This is a genomic window from Streptomyces sp. NPDC044044 (genome assembly GCF_056434405.1).
This window is the reverse complement of record NZ_JBWKFG010000006.1, coordinates 183897-202786: the sequence shown is the minus strand read 5'-3', so window position 1 is coordinate 202786 and position 18890 is coordinate 183897. Positions and strand designations below refer to the sequence as shown.

Genomic DNA, 18890 nt, shown 5'->3' with positions numbered 1-18890 from the left:
ACCTGGTGTTTCAGCTGTCGGGGTGGCGGGATTTGAACCCACGACCTCTTCGTCCCGAAGCAACTTGGGTGGGCGGCTGTACTTGGGCTGGTGTGCCCGTCACCTGCACTGATGGTCCGCTGACGTCCACGGTTGTTCGCTGCCGTGCGGCAGCGTTGTCACGCAGTTAGACACTCAGCCTGCCTAGGACGCCTTCTTCGGCTTGTGGCTAGCCAATGGCTGGCTCAGTGCCGCCCTCAGGGGCAAGAAGGCTCGCATTTGATCGATAGCAGGCTGCACGCCCGAACGTGTTCGGTGTACCAGTCCCAAGTCCCGCAGGGTGTTCAGGTCCCTGTTGATCATTTTCTGAGTGTGTCCGGCGTATTCCTCCGCCAGCTCAGGGTTCAGGCGCCTGACATCGGTAGCTGCGGTGATCTCGCCTACTGGCAGACTCAGCACCAAGTGCCGCCGTCGCCGAGCAGCTGGACTCGTCTCGTAGCGGAACTTGCCGTGTACGAAGTTTTCCCAGGTCACGACCATCTGCTGAGCCTTGATCATTTCGACCTGTTCCCGGAGGCCGTCCAGGAGCCCTTGGAGCGCGTAGCGGACGAATGGCTTGGTGTCGAACGGCTGAACCTTGCTGGCTCTGTCGAGCACACTTAGATACCGCGTACGTGTCCGGTTGTAGTGGTCACTTAGCAGATGGGCGGATACGTCTGGCATCCGAGCTTTGGCCAGGAGTTGGAACTCAACCATGCGCGCCGTCCGGCCGTTCCCGTCCCCAAAGGGGTGGATCCAGGCCAAGTACAGGTGAGCGAGGATCGCCGACACGACAGCCACTTGGAATTCAAAACCTGCCGGAGCATCGGCCTCTAGTTGTTTGAGCCACTGGCATAGTCGGTTGACGAGATACTCGCAGTCCTCAGCCGGTGCCCCCACGTAGTTGGCTACCGATACCCCATGCTCACGGAGCTGACCAGGGACAGCGTCATCCGCCAGGTTGTCTAGGTCCCTACAGATGATCCGGTTGAGCTCCAAGACTCGCTCAGGCGTGAGCTCCAGAGACTTACCCTCGGCCACATCAGACATGATCATGCCGTAGGCCTCCAGGACGTTGTCTACTTCCTGGCCGAGATACTCCTGCGAAGGCGGCAGTTTCAGCTCGTTCTGGATCCGCTTCCGCACTGCCTCTTCGGAGAGCGTGTTGCCCTCAATGCGCGTGGTTGCATGGGCGCCTTTGCTCAGGAACACCTGGTTGAAGTGCTCCTGGGTCGCAGGGTGCAGCGGCACGCCTGCCACGTGCTCACACTTGGAGTGGATCTCACCCAACTGCATCCACGTCTCGGGCCCCAAGTCGAGGTCTGGCTTGAAGACAAGCCACGGATGTGTCTCCTCGTAGCGTCGCATCTGTCTTGTCTCTCCATCCCCAAAGCCCCAGGTCAAGATGGGGTACAGACCATTGTCTCAAACGCTTTGGGCTTTGCCTATGTCCCGACCAATGTCCTCCTGAGTGTCCCTCCACCTGGGCTAGTTTGCTCCTCGGAGGTTGACGGTACTCGCCAGTAGCGAGGAGAGGATGCCGCCCGCATGTCTAGGTCAGCGCCGAGGGCGGTTGATGTAGCGGTTTTGGGCCGAGGCTGCCATGTAGCGAATGATCACGACGCCGTACGCTTCCAGCGGGCCGGGCATTCCGTGAACTGTCCGCTAGGTGCGGCGTTGGGGGTGGCGAGCCGTGGATTCTCTGCTAGCGACCGATCGGAATCTCGTAGACGATCTCGCACAGCGCAGAGGGCACCACGATGTCCGCCGTCTCCACGGGTTGGCCCTCGTCGCTGTAGTACGTCCGCCGGATGTGAGTGACCAGCGCCGCTTTCTGGATACCTAGGAGTGACGCCTCCTCGGCGGTCGCCTGCCGCGGCTCTGGTTGCTCCACAGCGTGGCTGACGGCGATGCCGATCTCGGCCATGCGGTTCACGACGCCCGCCCCGGCATGCGGGCCCCCCTCGGGGAGTACCACGAGGGTGCCGCCGGTGAGTTCGTACGGCTCCCAACTCGTCGACAGCTGGACCGGCTTGCCGTCAGCGAGGAACTCGTAGGCGGTGCGTACGCACAGCTCACCCTCGGCAATCCCGAGACGTGTGGCGACCTCGGCCGGCGCCGGGACTTTGGCATCGGTCCGACTTTCCCAGTCCCCTTGCCTGCCCACGGCCTTCATATCCGCGCGGAACGGGGAGCTCTGAGGCTGCTCACGCGCCGCTGATCGCACAACACGGACGCGCTGCCGGGGCTCGGCTACGTAGGTGCCAGAACCGGCGCGGCCCTCCAGCACTCCCTGGGAGATCAGGAGCTCCTGAGCCCGACGCACCACGTTCTCGCCCACGCCGCACTCTTGGGCGATCTGGGCGCGGGACGGGAGCCGGTCTCCGGGCGTCCACTCGCGCTCCGCGACCCGCCGCCGCAGTACGTCGGCGATGCGGAGATAAGGCGGCTGCTCAGGCATATGGAAAATCTAGTCCACTAGCTCTAACCTAGTTAACTAGCTTAACTCAAAGTGATCGCCGGTGACGGAGGCTGCCCTGTGCCTGCTTCAGAAGTGAGCGCGGAGGCCATCGCAGCTCGGTTATCGGCCCTCGGGCTCTCCACACGCGTGGAGGAGCACGACCGAGACACGTCGATCGAAGCGGAGGTGCCGGAATCGCTCTCCGCCGAGTCATGGCGGGAGGCCCTGGAAGTGGTGGCAGAGGCCGACCGGTTTGGCCTTCTCGCCACCAGCTTGAACGACCGCACCCTCTGGGCGGTCGTACGCAAGACGGTCCCGACGACGGGCGATGTCGGCGGACCAGGCCATCAGCGATAGGAGCTGAGCAGCGTGTTCAACCGCATCGAACGTGCCCTCTTACTCGTCTGTGAGGAGCGTGCACGGCAGCACCCGACTGCAGTACCTCGCCTCTGGTGCACCCTGGCGGGTGCCTGCTGATGCCACCCAGCCAGCGCCCCCGCATCACGCACACGGAGGCCGCCCCCTACTGGTCGAGCGCGTGCCGGATCGGCGCTCACCACGCATGCGCGGAGTCTTCCCCTGCCACCGCACCCGTTGACGTTCCTGTGGTTTACGAGGCTTGCGATTGCCCCTGCCACGCGACGGCCATCCAGCGGACACCCACGGAGGTACTGCGGTGAGGGGGTGGGCCCCCAGCGGCGCGCTGGCCTCCACGGTCGAGATCACCGCAGCCAGCGTGAAGCGCGGCGACGTCATCCACGTCGGCGGCCAGCCCTGCTGTGTGTCCGACCTCTTCCAATTGCCCCAAGGCGCCAAGCAACTCGTTTTCGAGTCGGGCGAGTTGCTGACCATCCACCCGCGAACGCGACTCGTCGCGCTTCGGATGACGAGAAGGCGGTGATCAAATCCATGCCTTCTCGTCGGCACAGCATCGCCAATGACCTCCGCAACCAGATCACGACCGGTCGACTCAAGCCCGGCGAATGCCTCCCCTCTGAGACTCAACTAGCCGCCCAATACGAGGTCAGCACAGCGACGTTGCGGAGTGCGCTGGCAGTGCTCCAAGGAGAGGGCCTAATCGAGAAGATCCACGGCAAGGGGAACTTCGTCCGCCGTTCCCTCCGCAGAATCACCTACGTCGGCGGCTGGGGCACGCAGCCCCCGCAGACCGCCCCTGACACGACTCTGCGCATCACAGTCCACAGCACCAAGATACGAGCGCGGGGCCATCTGACAGCTCTATTGCAGGTGCCGACCGGTAGCCCCCTGACGGAATTCCACTGCGTCAGTTACGAGGCGAAGTCGCCGCACAGCCTGGCCCGCGTCTACGTACCTCGCGACCTGGCGCCGGCCGCCGTGCTCAACGAGCCGCGCCCATATGAGGGAGCAGAGGCGAGATTCGCAGCACTGCGCCCGACCTCGGCCGATGTCCGAGAGACGGTCAGCGCTCGCCTCCCGACACCAGACGAAGCCTCAACCCTTCGGATCAGCTCCGCCCTGGCGGTTCTCGCGATCACACGCGTGACAGCCGACATGACTGGGCGCGTGGTCGAGGCCGCGCTCCTGGTGCTCCCAGGGGACCGCGCCGATGCGGTCTTCACCACCCACCATGTGACCGACGAGGGATGGACAGAAAGATGACAACCCGAAACGAGCTGCGGCTCCTCCCGTGGTCGGGGCCGGAGGGCAAGCCCTGCTATCTCAGCACCGACGACAGCGATGGCCACATGTCCCGCTTGGCGGACAACATCGAGGCGGTGCAGCTCGGCATGGCAGCCGCACTGCTGGAGCAAACACAGGAACTACCGGCCGACGCGGTTACAGAGGCGGAGGTGCTGCTACTTCTGGTCCAGGATCTGACGGGAGCCTTACGGGATGTGCTCCGCGTAGCGACTAGCCGCGGAGCCTCCCAGCAGTGAGTGGAGACTCCACCGCTTCTGACGGGTGCTTGAGTCCCCTCCAAATCCCGCCGGTTCGGCGTCCGTCTCTGTGCCCCAGCCAGGCGTTGTAACAGCGATCTGACTCGACGACTGACCTCCTCCCCTGAGGGCCAAGCACTGCAAAAGACGCTCAACCACCGAGCGTAGAGGTTTCGTTGACCTGCGCGTTCAGCGGGTACCTACGTTGCGCCGATCAACTTCGAAACGTATTCGACTCGATACCGATGGGGGGGGGGCGCCAGGCGGCGCACTGACATCGGAAGCTGATGCACCGTCGTCTAAGGGAGGGTGGGGTTTCAGGGATCGCGATCCGCCAGAGCAACCTCTAGTGTCCGAGAAGCGCATCCCGTGAAACGACAGCGAAAGCTGTCAAGCGTACCTCTTTGGCCACTCCACCGTCTTCGTTTACACCTACCACCTCTACCTGGCGGATCTCGCTTCTTGCACGTCGAGAGTAGCGAGACTGAAGATCCGATTCCTCTATGCCCCAGGCTTTAGCTATAGCGCGAATGATGACACCGGCCATGGTGTTCGTAGCGTCGGCGTCCACGCTCTTAGACCACCCCATAACTGCAAAATCATCTGCATCGCGAAAGGAGGTGTCCGAAGACAGGACCGAATGCATTGCTGGATCCATCAAGATAACGTCATCGTGAAACGAAGATTGCCCGGCGCTCCGCCCGCAGTAGTTTCTCCAGGCGGCATCGTGAAGCAAAATAACGCGAGATAGATCTTTGCAGTGACTCACAAGTTGCTCAAACGTCACATCGCCAGTAGTTGTCTGAGCTACCGGCATCTGGGCCGGTTCGGCATGGAGTGCAACTAGGTTCCCCTTTATGCTGCCATGGAAAGCTCGCTCCCATGATGGTTTCCATCTCTTCGCTTGGCAAGTGGCCCAATCGGAGAAATCTATCGCCTCAATAATGGGAACTGCGACATCCCGAGCCGCCCTCTGTGTCGTTCCGGCAACTAGGCCTGCCGAATTATATATACCTGTTTTTGCGCGCACCCCTCCAACGACAAGGGGGGCTTTTATCGATACCCAATCTTGGTATGTGCTGTCGTCCGATTCGGAATCAGGAGACTTTTCGAAGTGGGGGATGGGGGGCGCCACGGACAAACGGCCCACCATTTCGCCATCTGGCGAGTAAACCGGTTCCAGATCACCCGAGATATGCGATTTGAAAGCATCGCGCACGTCTGGTGTCAGGTGTACATAGATCCGGTCGACGAGTGCGTCTCGTTCCAAGTGCTGCCAGTCGCCTGCCGACACAGCGAGACTTCTACCCTTCTCGCCTTGCGCCACGTACAGATTTACATCCAATGCCGGACATAGCCACGCACAATATTCGGCGAGCGTTACGTGATTCTTCTTTCCGTTACGGGAAGAAAGACTAAGGATATCGGAGCTAGGGGTACTCAACAGAACCTTGACCTCGGTACCACCTGCAACTAGCTGCTCTTGAGTATCGGCATTTCGCAGCATCGGTCGTCCAGTGAGGCCGTGAGCAAATTCAAGAACCATCGTTTCACTTGAGGCTGCGTCGTAACGTCGAGAGATAACCTGTACCGATTTTCCGATCATGAAGATGGAAAAGAATCCAATTCCATATTGCCCTGTCGGGCGGAACCCGGACGAAAGAAGGCCTGGGAGATCTCGGCGGGATTGAGCTGAATCCCAATAAGAGGTGCCGAAATTGAGAAGTGCATTGGTTAGAACGTTTTTCGACATGCCGATGCCCGTATCGCGAACATGCAACCAATCCCCCTGGGCGTCACTCTTGAGCGATACGGTGATATCCCCTGAGACCTCCCAGGAGGGCGTTCCGGAGGCCGACAGCAGAGCCTTCTTTGCCCGCACCGCATCGGCAGCGTTGCTGACAAGCTCCCGTATGGGAATTGACGTGTCATTTCCATATAGCTCGGCACCCCCAAGCCTACGGACGAGAGTGATCACGTCGGTTGCCTTGACGCTAGCATCGATTGGATGCCATCCATCAGTCCTAATATTCCGGGACAGTTCTTCTAGGTCGCTGATTCCTACTACGCCCCGAACCGAGAAACGTTGCCTTCCTGCATCCGACAAAATATCGTCGGTTGATGTGAGCTCGTAATGCAATGTTGAAAGGGCGTCGTGGCAGACCCACCACGCATCAGATTCGCTTCTGTCGAATGGGCTAAGGCTTGTGTAAGATAGGCGGTCGTCGTGGATGCGAGGCTTCTGGAGTTTGTCTTGGAAAACCCAATGGGGTCGTGATTCGACACCGGGGCTTCGAATGACACGCAGGAAAGCTGGAGCTCTGCGGGAATCCAAGTGGCTGGCGTCTGCGCACCGGAGAATGCAAGCAAGTGAGAGTGGGTCAACTTCCCACGAACTTGGCATACTGGCGCGTGCGCCGATCTTGACCCCAAATTCTTGCCGCAGTACCTTTGACGGCCACCAATGGCTTGCCGCGATTCGACCGGCCAGGTATCCGTATTGGTTGCGCAGCTCTGCGTCTTCGATCAGGTAATATGAATCGCCAGTGACTTGATCTTTATACGGAATCAAAGGGATTCTCGCCGCGTAGTCCGCATGCGTCTCACGCAGGTACCGTGCACGGGCGCGGACTTCAATAGCTGGTCCCACGTCGGCGAGACGTTCAGACGATGGAACCTTGCCATGTTCGGCGCGATACTCCGCCGCTAATGCATCCCACCACCTTGCGTCTCTTGCGATCTCCTCCATGCCTCCAGGAATGGCAGACATCCCATTTGCGAGATCGTGGGCAAGGAAAGCAACACCGAGGACATAGATCTCTGCAGGATTCAGAAAATATTCAGGCCCGCAGATCAGTTCGGCGTAATCCCACAATGCGTCAATATGAGAGATGTCATGCTGTGTCAGATCTGCGGAATCTCGGCAAATCTCTGCAGCAATCAATGCGCCCCTTTGGCGACTGCTTTTGAACTGCTCCACGAGCCTGCTCGACTCGTTCTGAGCCTGCACGCTTGCTTGGTCTTCAAAGAGTTTCCAAAAGCGTGTCTCCTGATAGGACATTAAACGCCTTTCTCTGAAGCCAACACGATTTCCTTCTCATCCCGTGCATCATGTTATTGCTGGAATGATCAGGAGCGCACTAAGTGTCCACATTGCGATAATGGAAACAACTATGAAGAGGAGGACGTAAGTCTCGTACCATCGCAATAGATTCTTCGGGCGGGGTCTTTTCCGGAAATCGGGGCCGATTATTGCGTCAGTTATGTCGCACTCTTCATTGCGATAGTCGACCCAGGCTACCGCGCCTACAATTATCAAAGTCATGGTGAAAGCAGCGACAACGGTAGTGAGAGTCAGAAGTCCAATCACTCCGGATCGAGCTGTATCCGGGTCTATTTCCCACTTTCGATAACCGACAAATAGGGCCAGTGTCGCCCCTACCAGCGTAGTGCCGAGTGTCTGATAGATCGCGAGAAAACGGTGTGCATTCTCGTTGACGGCGTGGATCTGCTGGAGTATGTAGCGGTATCGCTCCAGTGCGAACTCGCTATGCAGCGAGCCTGGCTCCGGCCTGGTTGGCTCTGGTGTCGTCATCGCCTCACTCCTGATCTCGCTGTCAGCATAGGACAGTTGGGGTGACGAGCAGTTGGAATTGCAGGGATCGATCCTGGGGTCGATCAGCACGGCACTTAGGGCAGCGCTATCACCGGATGCACCCTGCGCGGTCGGCGGAGCGGCTTTGGGCTGGAGCTGCTTTGGGGCGAGTGATCATGGCCCCGTAAGCTCATCGCGAGTCGGGCAGTCTGTGGACCTGCCCGTTAAAGCACGACGTTGGGGCCATGATCTTAGAGGCTCGCCCCAAAGTGGCTGCCTAAAGCCGTGGAGCCGACCGCCCCAGCCACAGAGGGTGTCTCCCACTTCATGCCCGCAGCTCGCGAGCGCGCCGCCTGGCGCGGCCAGCCGGGGCGGAGACAGGAGGCAGGTCGCGCCGTCGAGGCGGCGCGCCCGCGCTGTGCGCGGGCCTTGATGAAGTAGGGAAAGTTCTATCGCGTTGGCATCAGGCGCTTGCCGTCGTGGCTTCGTACGTGAGGGCCTGCCCCATCTAGGGCGTCTAGGAGCCGGATCGCGTAGACCTCGGACATCCACTCGGCGACCTCTTCCGAGGTGAGCCAGTCGACTGCCGTTGATTCGCTGGACGTGCGCTCGGTGCCGCCGACCGGCTTGCAGCGGAAGACCAGCGCCACGATGCCTCGCGTCGTGTTCTTGTAGACCCCGGTGAGCTCGTCCACCTCGATGTGGATGCCCGTCTCTTCCAGGACTTCGCGTCGTACGCCCTCTTCGGGGGTCTCGTCGAGTTCGAGCACACCGCCAGGGAGTTCCCAAGTGCCGTTGTCCGCGCGGCGGATTGCCAGGAGTCGGCCGTCCTCGCGTACCACTACTCCGGCTACGGACACGGAGTGCAGTGGCGTTGACTGGCCTTCCTTGGCGCTGTTACTCATGTACAGGAGCATAGGAGGAAGAGAAGGACTATGGGAACTGCGGTAGGAGAGGGGAGGGCCGGACCTCGGTATGTGCAGATCGCTGACGACATCGTTCGGCAGATCCGGGCGGGAGTCCTGAAGCCTGGTGACATGGTGCCGAGTGAGTCGGAGCTGGTGGAGCGCTACGGCGTGGCCGGCGGGACGATTCGCAAGGCCATGGTCGAGGTGCGGGCCAGTGGGCTCGTCGAGACTCGGCACGGCAAGGGCTCGATGGTGAAGGATCGGCCGCCGGTACGGCATCGGTCCTCGGATCGCTTCCGCCGTTCGCTTCGGCAGGAGGGTGGCAAGGCCGCGTACCTCGCCGAGTCTGCGCAGTCCGGTGCCACCGCCAAGGTCAGCGTTCTGTACATCGGGCCCATGGAGGCCCCCGCGGATGCCGCCGAGCGGTTGGGCGTCGAGGCTGGCACTCAGGTCCTTGCCCGGCGGCGTCTCTACTTCCGCAACGGCACCCCTGTCGAGACCGCGTCCTCGTATCTGCCGTGGGATGTCGTGAAGGACATCCCCGAGCTGTTCGCCGAGAACCCCGGCGGCGGTGGCATCTACGCCCGACTCGAAGACCACGGGCACGAGTTCGCCGAGTTCGTCGAGACGCTGCAAGCGCGTCCGGCCTCCAAGGCGGAGGCGACCGAGCTCGCGCTCAGCCCCGGAGCTCCGGTGGTTCATCTGATCCGTGAGGCCCGCACGACCGAAGGCCGTGTGGTCGAGGTCTGCGACACCCTCATGGCCGCTGACCAGTTCGTTTTCGAGTATCGGATCCCTGCCGCCGACTGACACTTCCTCAACTCCTCGCAGCCCGCCGTGACTTCTCCGTTGCGGCGGGTTGACTCATGTATAGGAGTGATGCACTCTTCTTCATGTCACTCCTATACATGAGTGGCGGAGTCCAGCATCTCTAGAGGAGTGATCCGTAGTGCGTCAGATCCCCGTCGACACCTCCACCGCCACCGTGATGGTCGCCAAGGCCCCGCAGCCCAAGGTCAAGGACCGTCGGACTGGTGAGCTTGCTCAAGACGTCGAGACCGGTGCCCAGTTGATGACCGTGGACGTGATGTTCGCGGCCAACGACTCGGTCGAGATTCTGTCCGTCACCGTCCCTCAGCCCGGCATCTCTGACGAGCTGGCCATGGGCACCCCGGTCGCCCTCACCGGTCTGATCGCCCGCCCGTGGGAGAACGAGTTCAACGGGCAGAAGCGGCACGGCATCGCCTTCCGCGCCGTCGCAGTCACCTCGCTCACCGGTGGTGCCACGAAGCCCAAGGCGGCCTGATCATGACCGGCTTCACGGTCGCGCTGCTTCTGCTGGTCGTCGCCTCCGCAGTGATCCTGCGGTGGCGGCGCCCCGCCTGGTACTGGGTGAGCTTCGGCGTCACGTTCGCCGCGTTACGGGTCCTGGTCCGTTACGCCTCGGTCATGGAGGCCTGCGGGCTCACCGTCCCGCCCTCGCGCTGGCGCCTCTCGCTCGCCCGGATGGCCAACCGCCCGGTGCCTGAGCCGCGAGCTCCTCGCATCCTGCGCCTGCGGCCCACCCGCACCGGCCTGGTCCTTCGCCTCAAGCTCCGTCCGGGGCAGGACGCGTTCGACGTCTCGGCCGCCACCGACCGGCTTCGCCACTCCTTCGGGATGTACGGCGTCACCTCACGCGAACTGCGCTCCAGCGTCGTTGAGTTGCGGATGACCGGCTACGACGTGCTCAAGCGGGTGCAGATGCCCGCCACCAGCGACAGCCGCCCGATGCGCATTCCCGTCGCCCTGCGCGAGGACGGGGCCGTGCATTACCGCGACTACCGGGCCGTGCCGCACGGGCTCACGCTCGGCGCCACCGAGTCGGGCAAGTCCGTCTACCAGCGCAACCTCGTTGCCGGGCTCGCCGCTCAGGACGTCGCCCTCGTCGGCATCGACTGCAAGCAAGGCGTCGAACTCTTCCCGCTCGCCCGGCGCTTCTCCGCCCTCGCCGACAACCCCGACACCGCCCTCGAACTCCTCGACGCGCTCGTCTCCCACATGGAGACCGTCTACGAGCTCATACGCGCCGAGCAGCGCATCAGCGTCGGCATACCCGATGCGGAGATCGCCGCCGACATCTGGGACCTGCGCGAGGACCTGCGGCCCGTACCCGTCGTCGTCCTGGTCGACGAGGTTGCCGAACTGGCCCTCTATGCAAGCAAGGACGAGGAGAAGCGGCGCGACCGGATCATCACGGACCTGGTCCGCCTCGCTCAGCTCGGCCGCGCTGCCGGGATCTATCTGGAGATCTGCGGCCAGCGCTTCGGCTCCGAGCTCGGCAAGGGGATCACGATGCTCCGTGCCCAGCTCACCGGCCGTACCGCCCATCGCGTCAACGACGAATCCAGCGCCAACATGGCCTTCGGCGACATCGCCCCGGACGCCGTCCTCGCCGCCATCCAGATCCCCACCGAGACACCCGGCATCGCCGTCACCGGCGACTCGACCGGCGGCTGGGCCCGCATCCGCGCCCCGCACACCTCGCTGCGCGAAGCCGTGAACATCTGCAACCGGCACGCCGACCGCACCCCGGACCTGCCCGAGCTGGCACCCTTCCGGCCCGTCGTTGCCCCGTTGCCCTCGGCCCATGTGCCGCTCTCCTAGGCCGCCACCGCCACGGCCTGACCATCCCGCATTTCGGTCGGCGCGACCGCATCCGCGCCACGTCCCTACCCCGCCCATGCCCAAATCCGGAGGTGAACCAGTGGACGCCTACGAGGACTTCAACCGCACAGTGCAGCTGCTCGGCGCCCTGGCCCTGTATGCCGACCTGCCTGACGCCGACGAGGAGTTCGTGGCCGTCACGGGTGCGGCTGTCGCCGCCTCGCTGCCTCGTCGTGTTCTCCCGCCGCTGCCGTCCGACTACGACCCGACCGATGGGCCGGACTACCCAGGTGAGGGCTCGTAATGGCCCGGCCCGCGATCCGCCTGGACGCCGTCCTCGTGCAGGCCTTCATCGCTGGCGCCCTGTCCTTCGCCCACCTGCACGACCTCGCTGCCGCTGCCGGGCAAGACGGCTGGAAGGCGTGGGCTTACCCGATCAGCGTCGACCTGCTCCTGGTCGCGGCCTGGCGGCGGCTTCGCAGTGAGGGTCCGTCCCGGCTCGCCTGGTGCTGGTTTCTGATCGCCCTGGTGGCCTCTCTCGGCGCCAATGTCGCCACCGCGGGGTTCCTCGACCTGCAGCACCCTCCGGCCTGGCTCCGGTTCGGCGTCGCTGGGTGGCCCGCTCTCGCCTTCCTCGGCGGCACGCTCCTGGCCCATACCGCGCACGCACCCGAGACCGCGCCGGAGTCGGATCGGCCGGCACCCGCAGCTCCCGAATCCGCACCGGAGCCTCCGGTCGTCACGGAGCCGGAAGCCGCCCGAGTCCCTGCGGCTGAGGACGCCCCCGCGCTCCCGGCCGCAGAACCCGCGCCCCCGGTCCCCGCCGCCCTGGTCGACCACGCCCGCAAGGTCGCCGACGACCACCAGGCCCGCACCGGCTCCCGCATCGACACCGACACCCTCCGGGCCCGCCTCGGCGTCCCGCCCCAGCTCGCCGACGCCATCGCCGCCCAACTCACCTGATCCCGAAAGCGACCCGACCCGAAAGGAGAACCACCCATGCCCGCCCGCGACCACTTCCACTCCGTGATGCAGATCGGCCCCGTCCAGATCGGCACCCACCGCGACCGCCACGGCCACACCAAGCACGCCGCTGTGTGCACCGCCGACCGCTGCGGCTGGTCCTCCGACTACGCCAGCCAGTCGGCCGCTCAGCTCGCCGCCCGCACCCACCGCTGCAAGGTCCGCTGAGGAGACCCCGCCATGGATGTCCCGCTCTGGCTCGCCCTGATCGTCGTCGGCTACCTCGGTCTCAAGCTCATCCACCCGCCGTGGTGGCTGGTGATCGTCCTCCTGCTCTGCGGCTACCTCCTCGCAGACAGCCTGCTCGCCCCCGCCATCGACTCCACCGTCAAGTAGCAGCCTGTGAAGGGAGATCCACCATGCTCCGCCCCAAGATCCCGACCAACCCGGCCCCGACCGGCATGGTCACCCCGCTGACCACCGCCCCGGCCGCCGTCGTTCAGCAGCCCCAGACACCGGCACCCATCGCCCCGACTGCTCCCGCCCGGCCCACGGTCCAGCTCACGCCGGGCAGTGTCGTCGCCCTCGTCGGTAGCGGCACCGCCGTCGTCCTGGTCGTCGGCGCCGTCCTGGTCTCCATGCTCCTCGCGGTCGCCATCACCGGCGCCTCGCTCGCCATCTGCGCACTGGTCGTCCGCTCCCTCATCACCGCCGAGCACAAGCGGCGCTGACCGGCCCCCGGGCGGCCTCAACCGCCAAGTCTCCGCCGCCCGGGAGCCGTGCCCCTCTCCGAACCAGAGATCCGGAAGGAAGCCCCATCATGACCGCACGCACCCGCCCGCCGTCCAACATCTGCCCGGCCTGCGACGGCTTCGCCTCCGTCGCCATCACCCTCGGCGGCCGTGACCGGCACGGCCACCTGCGCCTCACCACCGCCCACTGCCTGGACTGCCACGGCATCGCCACCCTCCGCCGCTCACTCACGCGGGAGGGCGCCCGTGTCTGACACGCAGCTCGACCCGATCACCCTCGGCGACCTGCTGAGGGTGGCCTCGGCCTCCGACTTCGACCGCTGGCAGGACCAGATCCGCCGTACCGGCGGCTGCTCCGACCCGATCCACCTCACCGGCTGGTCCCTCACCAAGGACAAAACGACCGGCGAGGCCCTCCACCACTACTCCACCCAGAACGAGCCCGGCGGACGCCTCCGCCTCGCCTGCGGCAACCGCCGAGCCTCCCGCTGCCCCTCCTGCGCCTGGACGTACGCCGGAGACACCTACCACCTGATCCGCGCAGGCCTGGCGGGCGACGACCGCCGCGATGTCCCCTCCACGGTCCGCGACCACCCGCGCGTCTTCACCACGCTCACCGCCCCGTCCTTCGGCCCAGTCCACAACCGTCCCGACCGTGGCACCTGCCGCTGCGGCACCCGCCACCCCACCGACGACCCGGCACTCGGCACCGCCCTCGACCCGACCACATACGACTACGCAGCCGCAGTCCTCTTCAACAACCACGCAGGCGACCTGTGGATGAGATTCACGACCCGCCTACGCCGAGAGATCGCCGCCCGCGCCGGACTCACCCAACGCGAACTCAAGGAGTCCGCCCGCCTCTCGTACGGCAAGGTCGCCGAATTCCAGAAGCGCGGCGCCCTCCACTTCCACGCCGTGATCCGCCTCGACGGCCCGGACGGTCCCGACACCCCACCCCCGTCCTGGGCGAGCGTCGGCCTCCTCACCGACGCCATCCACGCCGCTGCGACGCACTCGTACACCTCCGCCTCGGTCCCGGCCGCCGACGAGCAACCGGCCCGTACGTTCCGCTGGGGCACCCAACTCGACGTGCGCCCGGTCAAGGCCTTCGGCGACGGCTCCGACATCACCGAGCAAGCCGTGGCCTCGTACGTCGCCAAGTACGCCACCAAGGCGGCCGAGAACACCGGCACCCTCGACCGCCGCATCGGCGAACTCTCCGAGCTCGACCGCCACCAGGTTCCGGCCCACGCCCGCCGCCTGATCGAAGCCTGCAAGCTGCTCGATCCGCTCTACCCGGAGCGCCGCCTCTGGGCCTGGGCGCACATGCTCGGCTTCCGCGGCCACTTCTCCTCCAAGTCCCGCCGCTACTCCACCACCCTCGGCGAACTCCGCCAAGCCCGCGCCGACTTCCGCGCCGCACAGGAACGCGACGCCCTCGGCCTGGACGACCGCGAACCGGACACCGTCCTCGTCCTCGCCGACTGGCAGTACGCGGGCCACGGCCACACGCCGGGTGAGTCCGCCCTCGCCGCGACTATCGCCCGAGAGCTCCAGATCAACCGCGATACCGCCCGTGAAGCCCTGCGCGACCAACTCGCCCCGGAAGGAGCCGCAGCATGACCACCGCCCCCGCCGACCTGCTGACCGTGCCGGAAGTCATGGCGCGGCTGAAGCTCGGACGCTCCAAGGTCTACGACCTGATCCGCACGCACCGCCTGGCCTCCCTCACCATTGACCGCGCCCGCCGTATCCCCGCCGTCGCTGTCCAGGACTTCATCCGCGACCAGATGGATGAGGCGGCCTGATGTCGAAGCGACGAAGTAGGGGAGACGGAGGCCTCCATTGGGACGAGAAGCGGCAACGCTGGATCGCCACAGCCAGCCTCGGCTTCGACCCCAGCGGCAAGAGGATCGTGAAGAAGGCCAGCGGTACGACCAAGACGGCGGCCAAAGCCAAGCTCAAAGAGGTGCTGCGGGACTACGAGGACGGCCTCGCGATCGCGCCCACCGGCTACACGGTCAAGGACGCAGTGACGGACTGGCTCAAGTACGGGCTGAACGGACGCGACACGTCGACGCTCACCACCAACACGATCCTCTGCAACACGCACGTGATCCCCGCCCTAGGCGCGCGGAAGCTCCGGGATCTCAGCGCCGATGACGTGGACAAGTGGCTCGGCGCCAAGTCGAAGGTGCTCAGCACCCGCTCACTGGAAGCGATCCGCTCGTGCTTGAACCGCGCTGTGAAGCGAGCCATGGCGCGGGACAAGGTGAAGCGCAACGTCGTCGAGCTGTGCTCGGTCCCCGCGGGGCGCCCCGGCCGGCCATCCAAGTCCCTCACGCTCAAGCAGGCGGACGCCGTACTCGTGGCTGCGGAGGACTCCCCGCTCTACGCGTACTTCGTCGTCTCGCTCCTCACCGGCGGCCGTACCGAGGAGATGCGCCCTCTCCGCTGGGATCATGTCGACCTCGACGGGGACTCAACCGCCACCCCCGAGATCCCGCCGCACCTCGCCGTATGGCGCTCGGTCCGGAGCTCCGGCGACACCAAGACCAAGAAGTCCCGCCGCACGCTCGCTCTGCCCGGTCGGGCTGTCGACGCCCTGAGGATCCAGCGGGAGCGTCAGGGCTGGCAGCGTGTTGCGGCCGGTGACCAGTGGCAGGAGACGGGCCTCGTCTTCAGGTCAGCCGTGGGGACCGAGCTCGACGCCGCGAACGTCCGGCGCGAGTTCCGCAAGGTCCTCGCCCACGCCGCGAAGATGCCCGGTATCGAGATCGAGCCTCACGAGTGGACGCCTCGGGAGACCCGCACGTCCTTCGTCTCGATCTTGTCGGACGGTGGGATCCCGCTCGAAGAGATCTCGCGGCTGGTCGGTCACTCCAGCACGGCTGTCACGGAGGAGGTCTACCGGAAGCAGATCCGTCCAGTAATCCAGACCGGGGCGGTCGCCATGGACAAGATCTTCGGGCCTAGTCGCTGATCGGGATGCGGGGCGCTTCCTCATTGCAGTTCACGCCCCGCACGACTCAGCCGTCAGGCATCTACCGAAGCTTGTTCCACTCGTCTCGTACCTCTCGAATGAGCCTGATCACGTCGCGACCGAAGCTGCGTAGCAGCAAGAGGAAGAGCGTGAAGAGGCCGAACACGGTGAACAAGAGCTGAGCGATGTGGTCGTCCCAGTTCATGTGGCCAAGTACCTTTCGGACGGGCACGGCCGGACTGGTCTACGACACGGCAGACACTCCCAGCCGCGTGCAGCGGATTGGGAGCTCTGCCAAGCGCACAGAACTAAGGATCATTCGTGCCGGTGACTGGCGATCAACGGCCAAGCCTCACGAGAGAGAGTCGAGTGATCTCTACCTACTGGCCGCGCCGAGCCCGTAAACAGAGGTGTATCCCTCAGGCGGCGACTTTTCAGTCTGTCCCGCCACCTGCCCGACCTATTCGGTCTGACGACAGGTCCCTCAATCGGGAGCCACACCGTAGCGGGGACTGGGAGGCGGACGCGAGGACTCCGCGCAGGTAGTCACTCAGATAGTCACGCACAAAGCCAGAGGGCCGGTACTGAAATCAGTACCGGCCCTCTGACCTGCTGCTTAGCTGTCGGGGTGGCGGGATTTGAACCCACGACCTCTTCGTCCCGAACGAAGCGCGCTGCCAAGCTGCGCTACACCCCGATGTCGTTGCTCCACTGGCCCGCTGCGCAGGTCGTGGCGACATCGATTACTTTAGCGGACCGGCGCCCGGAGACGAAATCCGGTTTTCGGGCCCTGGCTCCCGGGCCGCACCGTGCCTCGGCGACCTGGGCGGATCTGGTCCAGGCCGACCAGGAGCAGGGCCAGCGCGTAGAAGGCCAGGCCGAAGAAGACCGCGTTGGCCAGGACCCCCGCGTATCCGTGTGCCTCGACGTCCAGGAACGGGTAGGGGTAGCGCGCCGGTGAGCCGGGGGACATGAGCGCGCCGCGGGTCAGGGCGAAGGCCAGGTAGGCGAGTGGGTAGACCATCCACTGGGCGGCGTGATGCAGGCGGAGGCCGCCGGGGCGGGTGAGCAGGAGCCAGTCGAGGAGCGCGCCGATCGGGGTCACGGTGTGCAGCAGTTGGTTGGAGAGGGAGTGCCAGCCGGAGTACGTCTCGATGTCGTCCGTCATGGCGAAGCCGCTCGAGCCGTTGGCCAGGACGAAGTGGTAGACGAGGCCCGTGATCGAGATGAAGAGGAGCGTGCCGCCGGTCACGAGCGGAGGCAGGGCGCGGTGGCCCCGCCAGGCGCGCAGGGCGGAGAAGGTGAAGACCACCGCCAGCAGCACATTGCTCTGGATGGTGAAGTAGCTGAGCACCCGCAGGGGGCTGCCGATGGCCAGGTCGATCACGATGCCGGTGACCGCGGCCAGGGCGACCAGTGCCCGGAAGACCGCGGTCACGGGGCGGCGCGGGCGCGGTACGACCGCCTCCGCCGGAGCGGTCGACGAGGTCCGCGTGATCATGTCCCCACGGTAAGCACCGTTCCGCTCATCCGCAGCGCGGCAGGGAGCAGCAGGGAGCAGCAGGGGGCAGGGAGCAGCAGGGAGCGGGGAGCGGGGAGGGGCTCCCTGTTCTGTGCGCGGGACACGCGCCAGCCCGTCCCGCCCCGCTCCCCGCTGCTCCCCCCCCCGGGAGGGAACCCCTCAGCCCCGAGCAGTCAACGTAAGCAGCGTCGCCTCCGGCGGGCACGCGAAGCGCATCGGGGTGTAGCGGTTCGCGCCGCAGCCCGCCGAGACGTGCATGTACGACGTGTGTCCCTCCGCCTCGTGCGTCGACAGGCCCTTCACGCGGTCCGTGTCCAGGTCGCAGTTGGTGACCAGCGCCCCGTAGAAGGGGATGCACACCTGGCCGCCGTGGGTGTGGCCCGCGAGGATCAAGGGGTAGCCGTCGGCCGTGAAGGAGTCGAGGCTGCGCAGGTACGGGGCGTGCACGATGCCCATCGAGAAGTCGGCGCCCGCTTCGGGACCGCCCGCCACTTGCGCGTACCGGTCGCGCTTGATGTGCGGGTCGTCCACGCCGGTGAGGCCGATCTCGTAGCCCTCGATCTTCAGCGCGCCCCGGGTGTTGGTGAGGTTCAGCCAGCCCGCGGCGTCGAACCCGTCGCGCAGGTCCTCCCACGGGTTGTGGATGACGCCGACGGCGGGCGGGTTGCCGTTCAGGCCGTGCTTGCCCTGCACCTTCTCCAGCAGATAGCGGGCGGGGTTGCGCGGCTTCGGGCCGTAGTAGTCGTTCGAGCCGAAGACGTACGCCCCGGGGAACTGCATCAGCGGGCCGAGCGCGTCCAGCGTCTCCGGTACGCCCTCCGGGTCGGAGAGGTTGTCCCCGGTGTTGATCACGAAGTCGGGGCGGAGGCCCGCGAGGGAGCGCAGCCAGCGCTGCTTCTTGCGTTGCCCGGACACCATGTGGATGTCCGAGACCTGGAGGACTCTGAGCGGTCGCATCCCCGGTGGAAGGACCGGCACCGTGACCCGTCGCAGTCGGAAGAGGCGGGCTTCGATGCCCACCGAGTAGGCCAGACCGGCGGCGGCCGTCGCCGTGATTCCCAGAGGTACTGCGTATCGCGCGCGCATCCACCCATCGTGTCAGACCCGAAGGCCCCGTAAA

At 65.1% G+C, this 18890-nt stretch carries 23 protein-coding genes and 1 tRNA gene; 16 read left to right on the top strand and 8 right to left on the bottom strand.

Translation table 11 applies throughout. The annotated features are described in order from the left end of the window. Window positions 1-183 precede the first annotated feature (183 nt). Both AC07AG_RS23440 and AC07AG_RS23435 read right to left on the bottom strand, forming a co-directional pair. The gene (locus AC07AG_RS23440; protein WP_478757351.1) at window positions 184-1386 is read right to left on the bottom strand and encodes a Fic family protein; all 1203 of its coding nucleotides are present in this window, start codon (window positions 1384-1386) and stop codon (window positions 184-186) included. Window positions 1387-1723: 337 nt separating this feature from the next. Continuing rightward, window positions 1724-2479 carry a GntR family transcriptional regulator gene (locus AC07AG_RS23435; RefSeq protein WP_478757349.1) on the bottom strand — a complete coding sequence of 252 codons (756 nt, stop codon included), beginning with the start codon at window positions 2477-2479 and terminating at the stop codon, window positions 1724-1726. A 78-nt stretch (window positions 2480-2557) separates the two neighbouring features. On the opposite strand from AC07AG_RS23435, the gene AC07AG_RS23430 reads away from it, so the two are divergent. The 4 genes from AC07AG_RS23430 to AC07AG_RS23415 all read left to right on the top strand — a co-directional run bounded on the left by AC07AG_RS23430 (window position 2558) and on the right by AC07AG_RS23415 (window position 4398). Continuing rightward, entirely contained in the window at window positions 2558-2836 is a 279-nt protein-coding gene (locus tag AC07AG_RS23430) for a hypothetical protein (RefSeq protein ID WP_478757347.1), read from the top strand. 319 nt (window positions 2837-3155) lie between these two features. Further along, window positions 3156-3380, top strand: a complete 225-nt coding sequence (locus tag AC07AG_RS23425; protein WP_478757345.1) for a hypothetical protein — start codon at window positions 3156-3158, stop codon at window positions 3378-3380. Window positions 3381-3388: 8 nt separating this feature from the next. After that, window positions 3389-4120 carry a GntR family transcriptional regulator gene (locus tag AC07AG_RS23420; RefSeq protein WP_478757914.1) on the top strand — a complete coding sequence of 244 codons (732 nt, stop codon included), beginning with the start codon at window positions 3389-3391 and terminating at the stop codon, window positions 4118-4120. After that, entirely contained in the window at window positions 4117-4398 is a 282-nt protein-coding gene (locus AC07AG_RS23415) for a hypothetical protein (protein WP_478757344.1), read from the top strand. Before AC07AG_RS23420 ends, AC07AG_RS23415 begins: the two co-directional genes overlap by 4 nt. Window positions 4399-4744: 346 nt before the next feature. Here AC07AG_RS23415 and AC07AG_RS23410 read toward each other — a convergent pair whose 3' ends face one another. From AC07AG_RS23410 to AC07AG_RS23400, 3 genes are all read right to left on the bottom strand, one after another. After that, window positions 4745-7459, bottom strand: coding sequence for an HD domain-containing protein (locus AC07AG_RS23410; protein WP_478757342.1), 2715 nt, complete (start codon window positions 7457-7459; stop codon window positions 4745-4747). 48 nt (window positions 7460-7507) lie between these two features. Next, window positions 7508-8083, bottom strand: coding sequence for a hypothetical protein (locus AC07AG_RS23405; protein ID WP_478757341.1), 576 nt, complete (start codon window positions 8081-8083; stop codon window positions 7508-7510). A 359-nt stretch (window positions 8084-8442) separates the two neighbouring features. Beyond that, window positions 8443-8910: an NUDIX hydrolase gene (locus tag AC07AG_RS23400; protein ID WP_478757339.1), complete on the bottom strand. Its 468-nt coding sequence runs from the start codon at window positions 8908-8910 to the stop codon at window positions 8443-8445. Between the two features lie 18 nt (window positions 8911-8928). On the opposite strand from AC07AG_RS23400, the gene AC07AG_RS23395 reads away from it, so the two are divergent. The 12 genes from AC07AG_RS23395 (at window position 8929) to AC07AG_RS23340 (ending at window position 16248) form a co-directional block, all read left to right on the top strand. Next, window positions 8929-9711: a GntR family transcriptional regulator gene (locus tag AC07AG_RS23395; RefSeq protein ID WP_478757337.1), complete on the top strand. Its 783-nt coding sequence runs from the start codon at window positions 8929-8931 to the stop codon at window positions 9709-9711. A 139-nt stretch (window positions 9712-9850) separates the two neighbouring features. Beyond that, window positions 9851-10207, top strand: coding sequence for an SCO3933 family regulatory protein (locus tag AC07AG_RS23390; RefSeq protein WP_478757335.1), 357 nt, complete (start codon window positions 9851-9853; stop codon window positions 10205-10207). Window positions 10208-10209: 2 nt separating this feature from the next. Then, the gene (locus tag AC07AG_RS23385; RefSeq protein ID WP_478757333.1) at window positions 10210-11547 is read left to right on the top strand and encodes an FtsK/SpoIIIE domain-containing protein; all 1338 of its coding nucleotides are present in this window, start codon (window positions 10210-10212) and stop codon (window positions 11545-11547) included. Window positions 11548-11647: 100 nt separating this feature from the next. Next, window positions 11648-11851 (top strand): hypothetical protein, encoded by a 204-nt coding sequence (locus AC07AG_RS23380; RefSeq protein ID WP_478757332.1) that lies wholly within the window; start codon window positions 11648-11650, stop codon window positions 11849-11851. Then, a complete protein-coding gene (locus AC07AG_RS23375; protein WP_478757330.1) occupies window positions 11851-12510 on the top strand; it encodes a DUF2637 domain-containing protein in 660 nt (219 codons plus the stop codon). The genes AC07AG_RS23380 and AC07AG_RS23375 overlap by 1 nt, the downstream gene beginning before the upstream one ends. 36 nt (window positions 12511-12546) lie before the next feature. Next, window positions 12547-12738 carry a mobile element transfer protein gene (locus tag AC07AG_RS23370; protein ID WP_367043921.1) on the top strand — a complete coding sequence of 64 codons (192 nt, stop codon included), beginning with the start codon at window positions 12547-12549 and terminating at the stop codon, window positions 12736-12738. Between the two features lie 12 nt (window positions 12739-12750). Continuing rightward, on the top strand, window positions 12751-12906 hold the full coding sequence (locus AC07AG_RS23365) for a hypothetical protein (protein WP_135332310.1): 156 nt from the start codon (window positions 12751-12753) through the stop codon (window positions 12904-12906). 23 nt (window positions 12907-12929) lie between these two features. After that, the gene (locus AC07AG_RS23360) at window positions 12930-13241 is read left to right on the top strand and encodes a SpdD-like protein (RefSeq protein WP_478757328.1); all 312 of its coding nucleotides are present in this window, start codon (window positions 12930-12932) and stop codon (window positions 13239-13241) included. An 89-nt stretch (window positions 13242-13330) separates the two neighbouring features. Next, window positions 13331-13516, top strand: a complete 186-nt coding sequence (locus tag AC07AG_RS23355; protein WP_478757326.1) for a hypothetical protein — start codon at window positions 13331-13333, stop codon at window positions 13514-13516. Beyond that, window positions 13509-14888 carry a replication initiator protein RepSA gene (gene repSA / locus AC07AG_RS23350; RefSeq protein WP_478757324.1) on the top strand — a complete coding sequence of 460 codons (1380 nt, stop codon included), beginning with the start codon at window positions 13509-13511 and terminating at the stop codon, window positions 14886-14888. The genes AC07AG_RS23355 and repSA overlap by 8 nt, the downstream gene beginning before the upstream one ends. Then, window positions 14885-15073: a helix-turn-helix domain-containing protein gene (locus AC07AG_RS23345; RefSeq protein ID WP_478757323.1), complete on the top strand. Its 189-nt coding sequence runs from the start codon at window positions 14885-14887 to the stop codon at window positions 15071-15073. Before repSA ends, AC07AG_RS23345 begins: the two co-directional genes overlap by 4 nt. Further along, window positions 15073-16248: a site-specific integrase gene (locus AC07AG_RS23340; RefSeq protein WP_478757321.1), complete on the top strand. Its 1176-nt coding sequence runs from the start codon at window positions 15073-15075 to the stop codon at window positions 16246-16248. Before AC07AG_RS23345 ends, AC07AG_RS23340 begins: the two co-directional genes overlap by 1 nt. A gap of 623 nt (window positions 16249-16871) precedes the next feature. Here AC07AG_RS23340 and AC07AG_RS23335 read toward each other — a convergent pair. The 3 genes from AC07AG_RS23335 to AC07AG_RS23325 form a co-directional block, all read right to left on the bottom strand. Next, window positions 16872-16945, bottom strand: a tRNA-Pro gene (locus AC07AG_RS23335). A gap of 51 nt (window positions 16946-16996) precedes the next feature. Beyond that, on the bottom strand, window positions 16997-17749 hold the full coding sequence (locus AC07AG_RS23330) for a Pr6Pr family membrane protein (protein WP_478757319.1): 753 nt from the start codon (window positions 17747-17749) through the stop codon (window positions 16997-16999). 180 nt (window positions 17750-17929) lie between these two features. Beyond that, complete coding sequence (locus AC07AG_RS23325; RefSeq protein ID WP_478757317.1) at window positions 17930-18856, bottom strand: metallophosphoesterase; 927 nt, start codon at window positions 18854-18856, stop codon at window positions 17930-17932. Window positions 18857-18890: the final 34 nt, after the last annotated feature.

Excerpts from the sequence above, each read along its gene's own strand:
- AC07AG_RS23385 (WP_478757333.1), top strand. The coding sequence starts at position 10,210 with ATGACCGGCTTCACGGTCGCGCTGCTTCTGCTGGTCGTCGCCTCCGCA.
- AC07AG_RS23330 (WP_478757319.1), bottom strand. The coding sequence starts at position 17,749 with ATGATCACGCGGACCTCGTCGACCGCTCCGGCGGAGGCGGTCGTACCG.
- AC07AG_RS23340 (WP_478757321.1), top strand. The coding sequence starts at position 15,073 with ATGTCGAAGCGACGAAGTAGGGGAGACGGAGGCCTCCATTGGGACGAG.
- AC07AG_RS23375 (WP_478757330.1), top strand. The coding sequence starts at position 11,851 with ATGGCCCGGCCCGCGATCCGCCTGGACGCCGTCCTCGTGCAGGCCTTC.
- AC07AG_RS23435 (WP_478757349.1), bottom strand. The coding sequence starts at position 2,479 with ATGCCTGAGCAGCCGCCTTATCTCCGCATCGCCGACGTACTGCGGCGG.
- AC07AG_RS23345 (WP_478757323.1), top strand. The coding sequence starts at position 14,885 with ATGACCACCGCCCCCGCCGACCTGCTGACCGTGCCGGAAGTCATGGCG.
- AC07AG_RS23360 (WP_478757328.1), top strand. The coding sequence starts at position 12,930 with ATGCTCCGCCCCAAGATCCCGACCAACCCGGCCCCGACCGGCATGGTC.
- AC07AG_RS23420 (WP_478757914.1), top strand. The coding sequence starts at position 3,389 with ATGCCTTCTCGTCGGCACAGCATCGCCAATGACCTCCGCAACCAGATC.
- AC07AG_RS23440 (WP_478757351.1), bottom strand. The coding sequence starts at position 1,386 with ATGCGACGCTACGAGGAGACACATCCGTGGCTTGTCTTCAAGCCAGAC.
- AC07AG_RS23415 (WP_478757344.1), top strand. The coding sequence starts at position 4,117 with ATGACAACCCGAAACGAGCTGCGGCTCCTCCCGTGGTCGGGGCCGGAG.
- AC07AG_RS23355 (WP_478757326.1), top strand. The coding sequence starts at position 13,331 with ATGACCGCACGCACCCGCCCGCCGTCCAACATCTGCCCGGCCTGCGAC.
- AC07AG_RS23365 (WP_135332310.1), top strand. The coding sequence starts at position 12,751 with ATGGATGTCCCGCTCTGGCTCGCCCTGATCGTCGTCGGCTACCTCGGT.
- AC07AG_RS23325 (WP_478757317.1), bottom strand. The coding sequence starts at position 18,856 with ATGCGCGCGCGATACGCAGTACCTCTGGGAATCACGGCGACGGCCGCC.
- AC07AG_RS23410 (WP_478757342.1), bottom strand. The coding sequence starts at position 7,459 with ATGTCCTATCAGGAGACACGCTTTTGGAAACTCTTTGAAGACCAAGCA.
- AC07AG_RS23400 (WP_478757339.1), bottom strand. The coding sequence starts at position 8,910 with ATGCTCCTGTACATGAGTAACAGCGCCAAGGAAGGCCAGTCAACGCCA.
- AC07AG_RS23395 (WP_478757337.1), top strand. The coding sequence starts at position 8,929 with ATGGGAACTGCGGTAGGAGAGGGGAGGGCCGGACCTCGGTATGTGCAG.
- AC07AG_RS23370 (WP_367043921.1), top strand. The coding sequence starts at position 12,547 with ATGCCCGCCCGCGACCACTTCCACTCCGTGATGCAGATCGGCCCCGTC.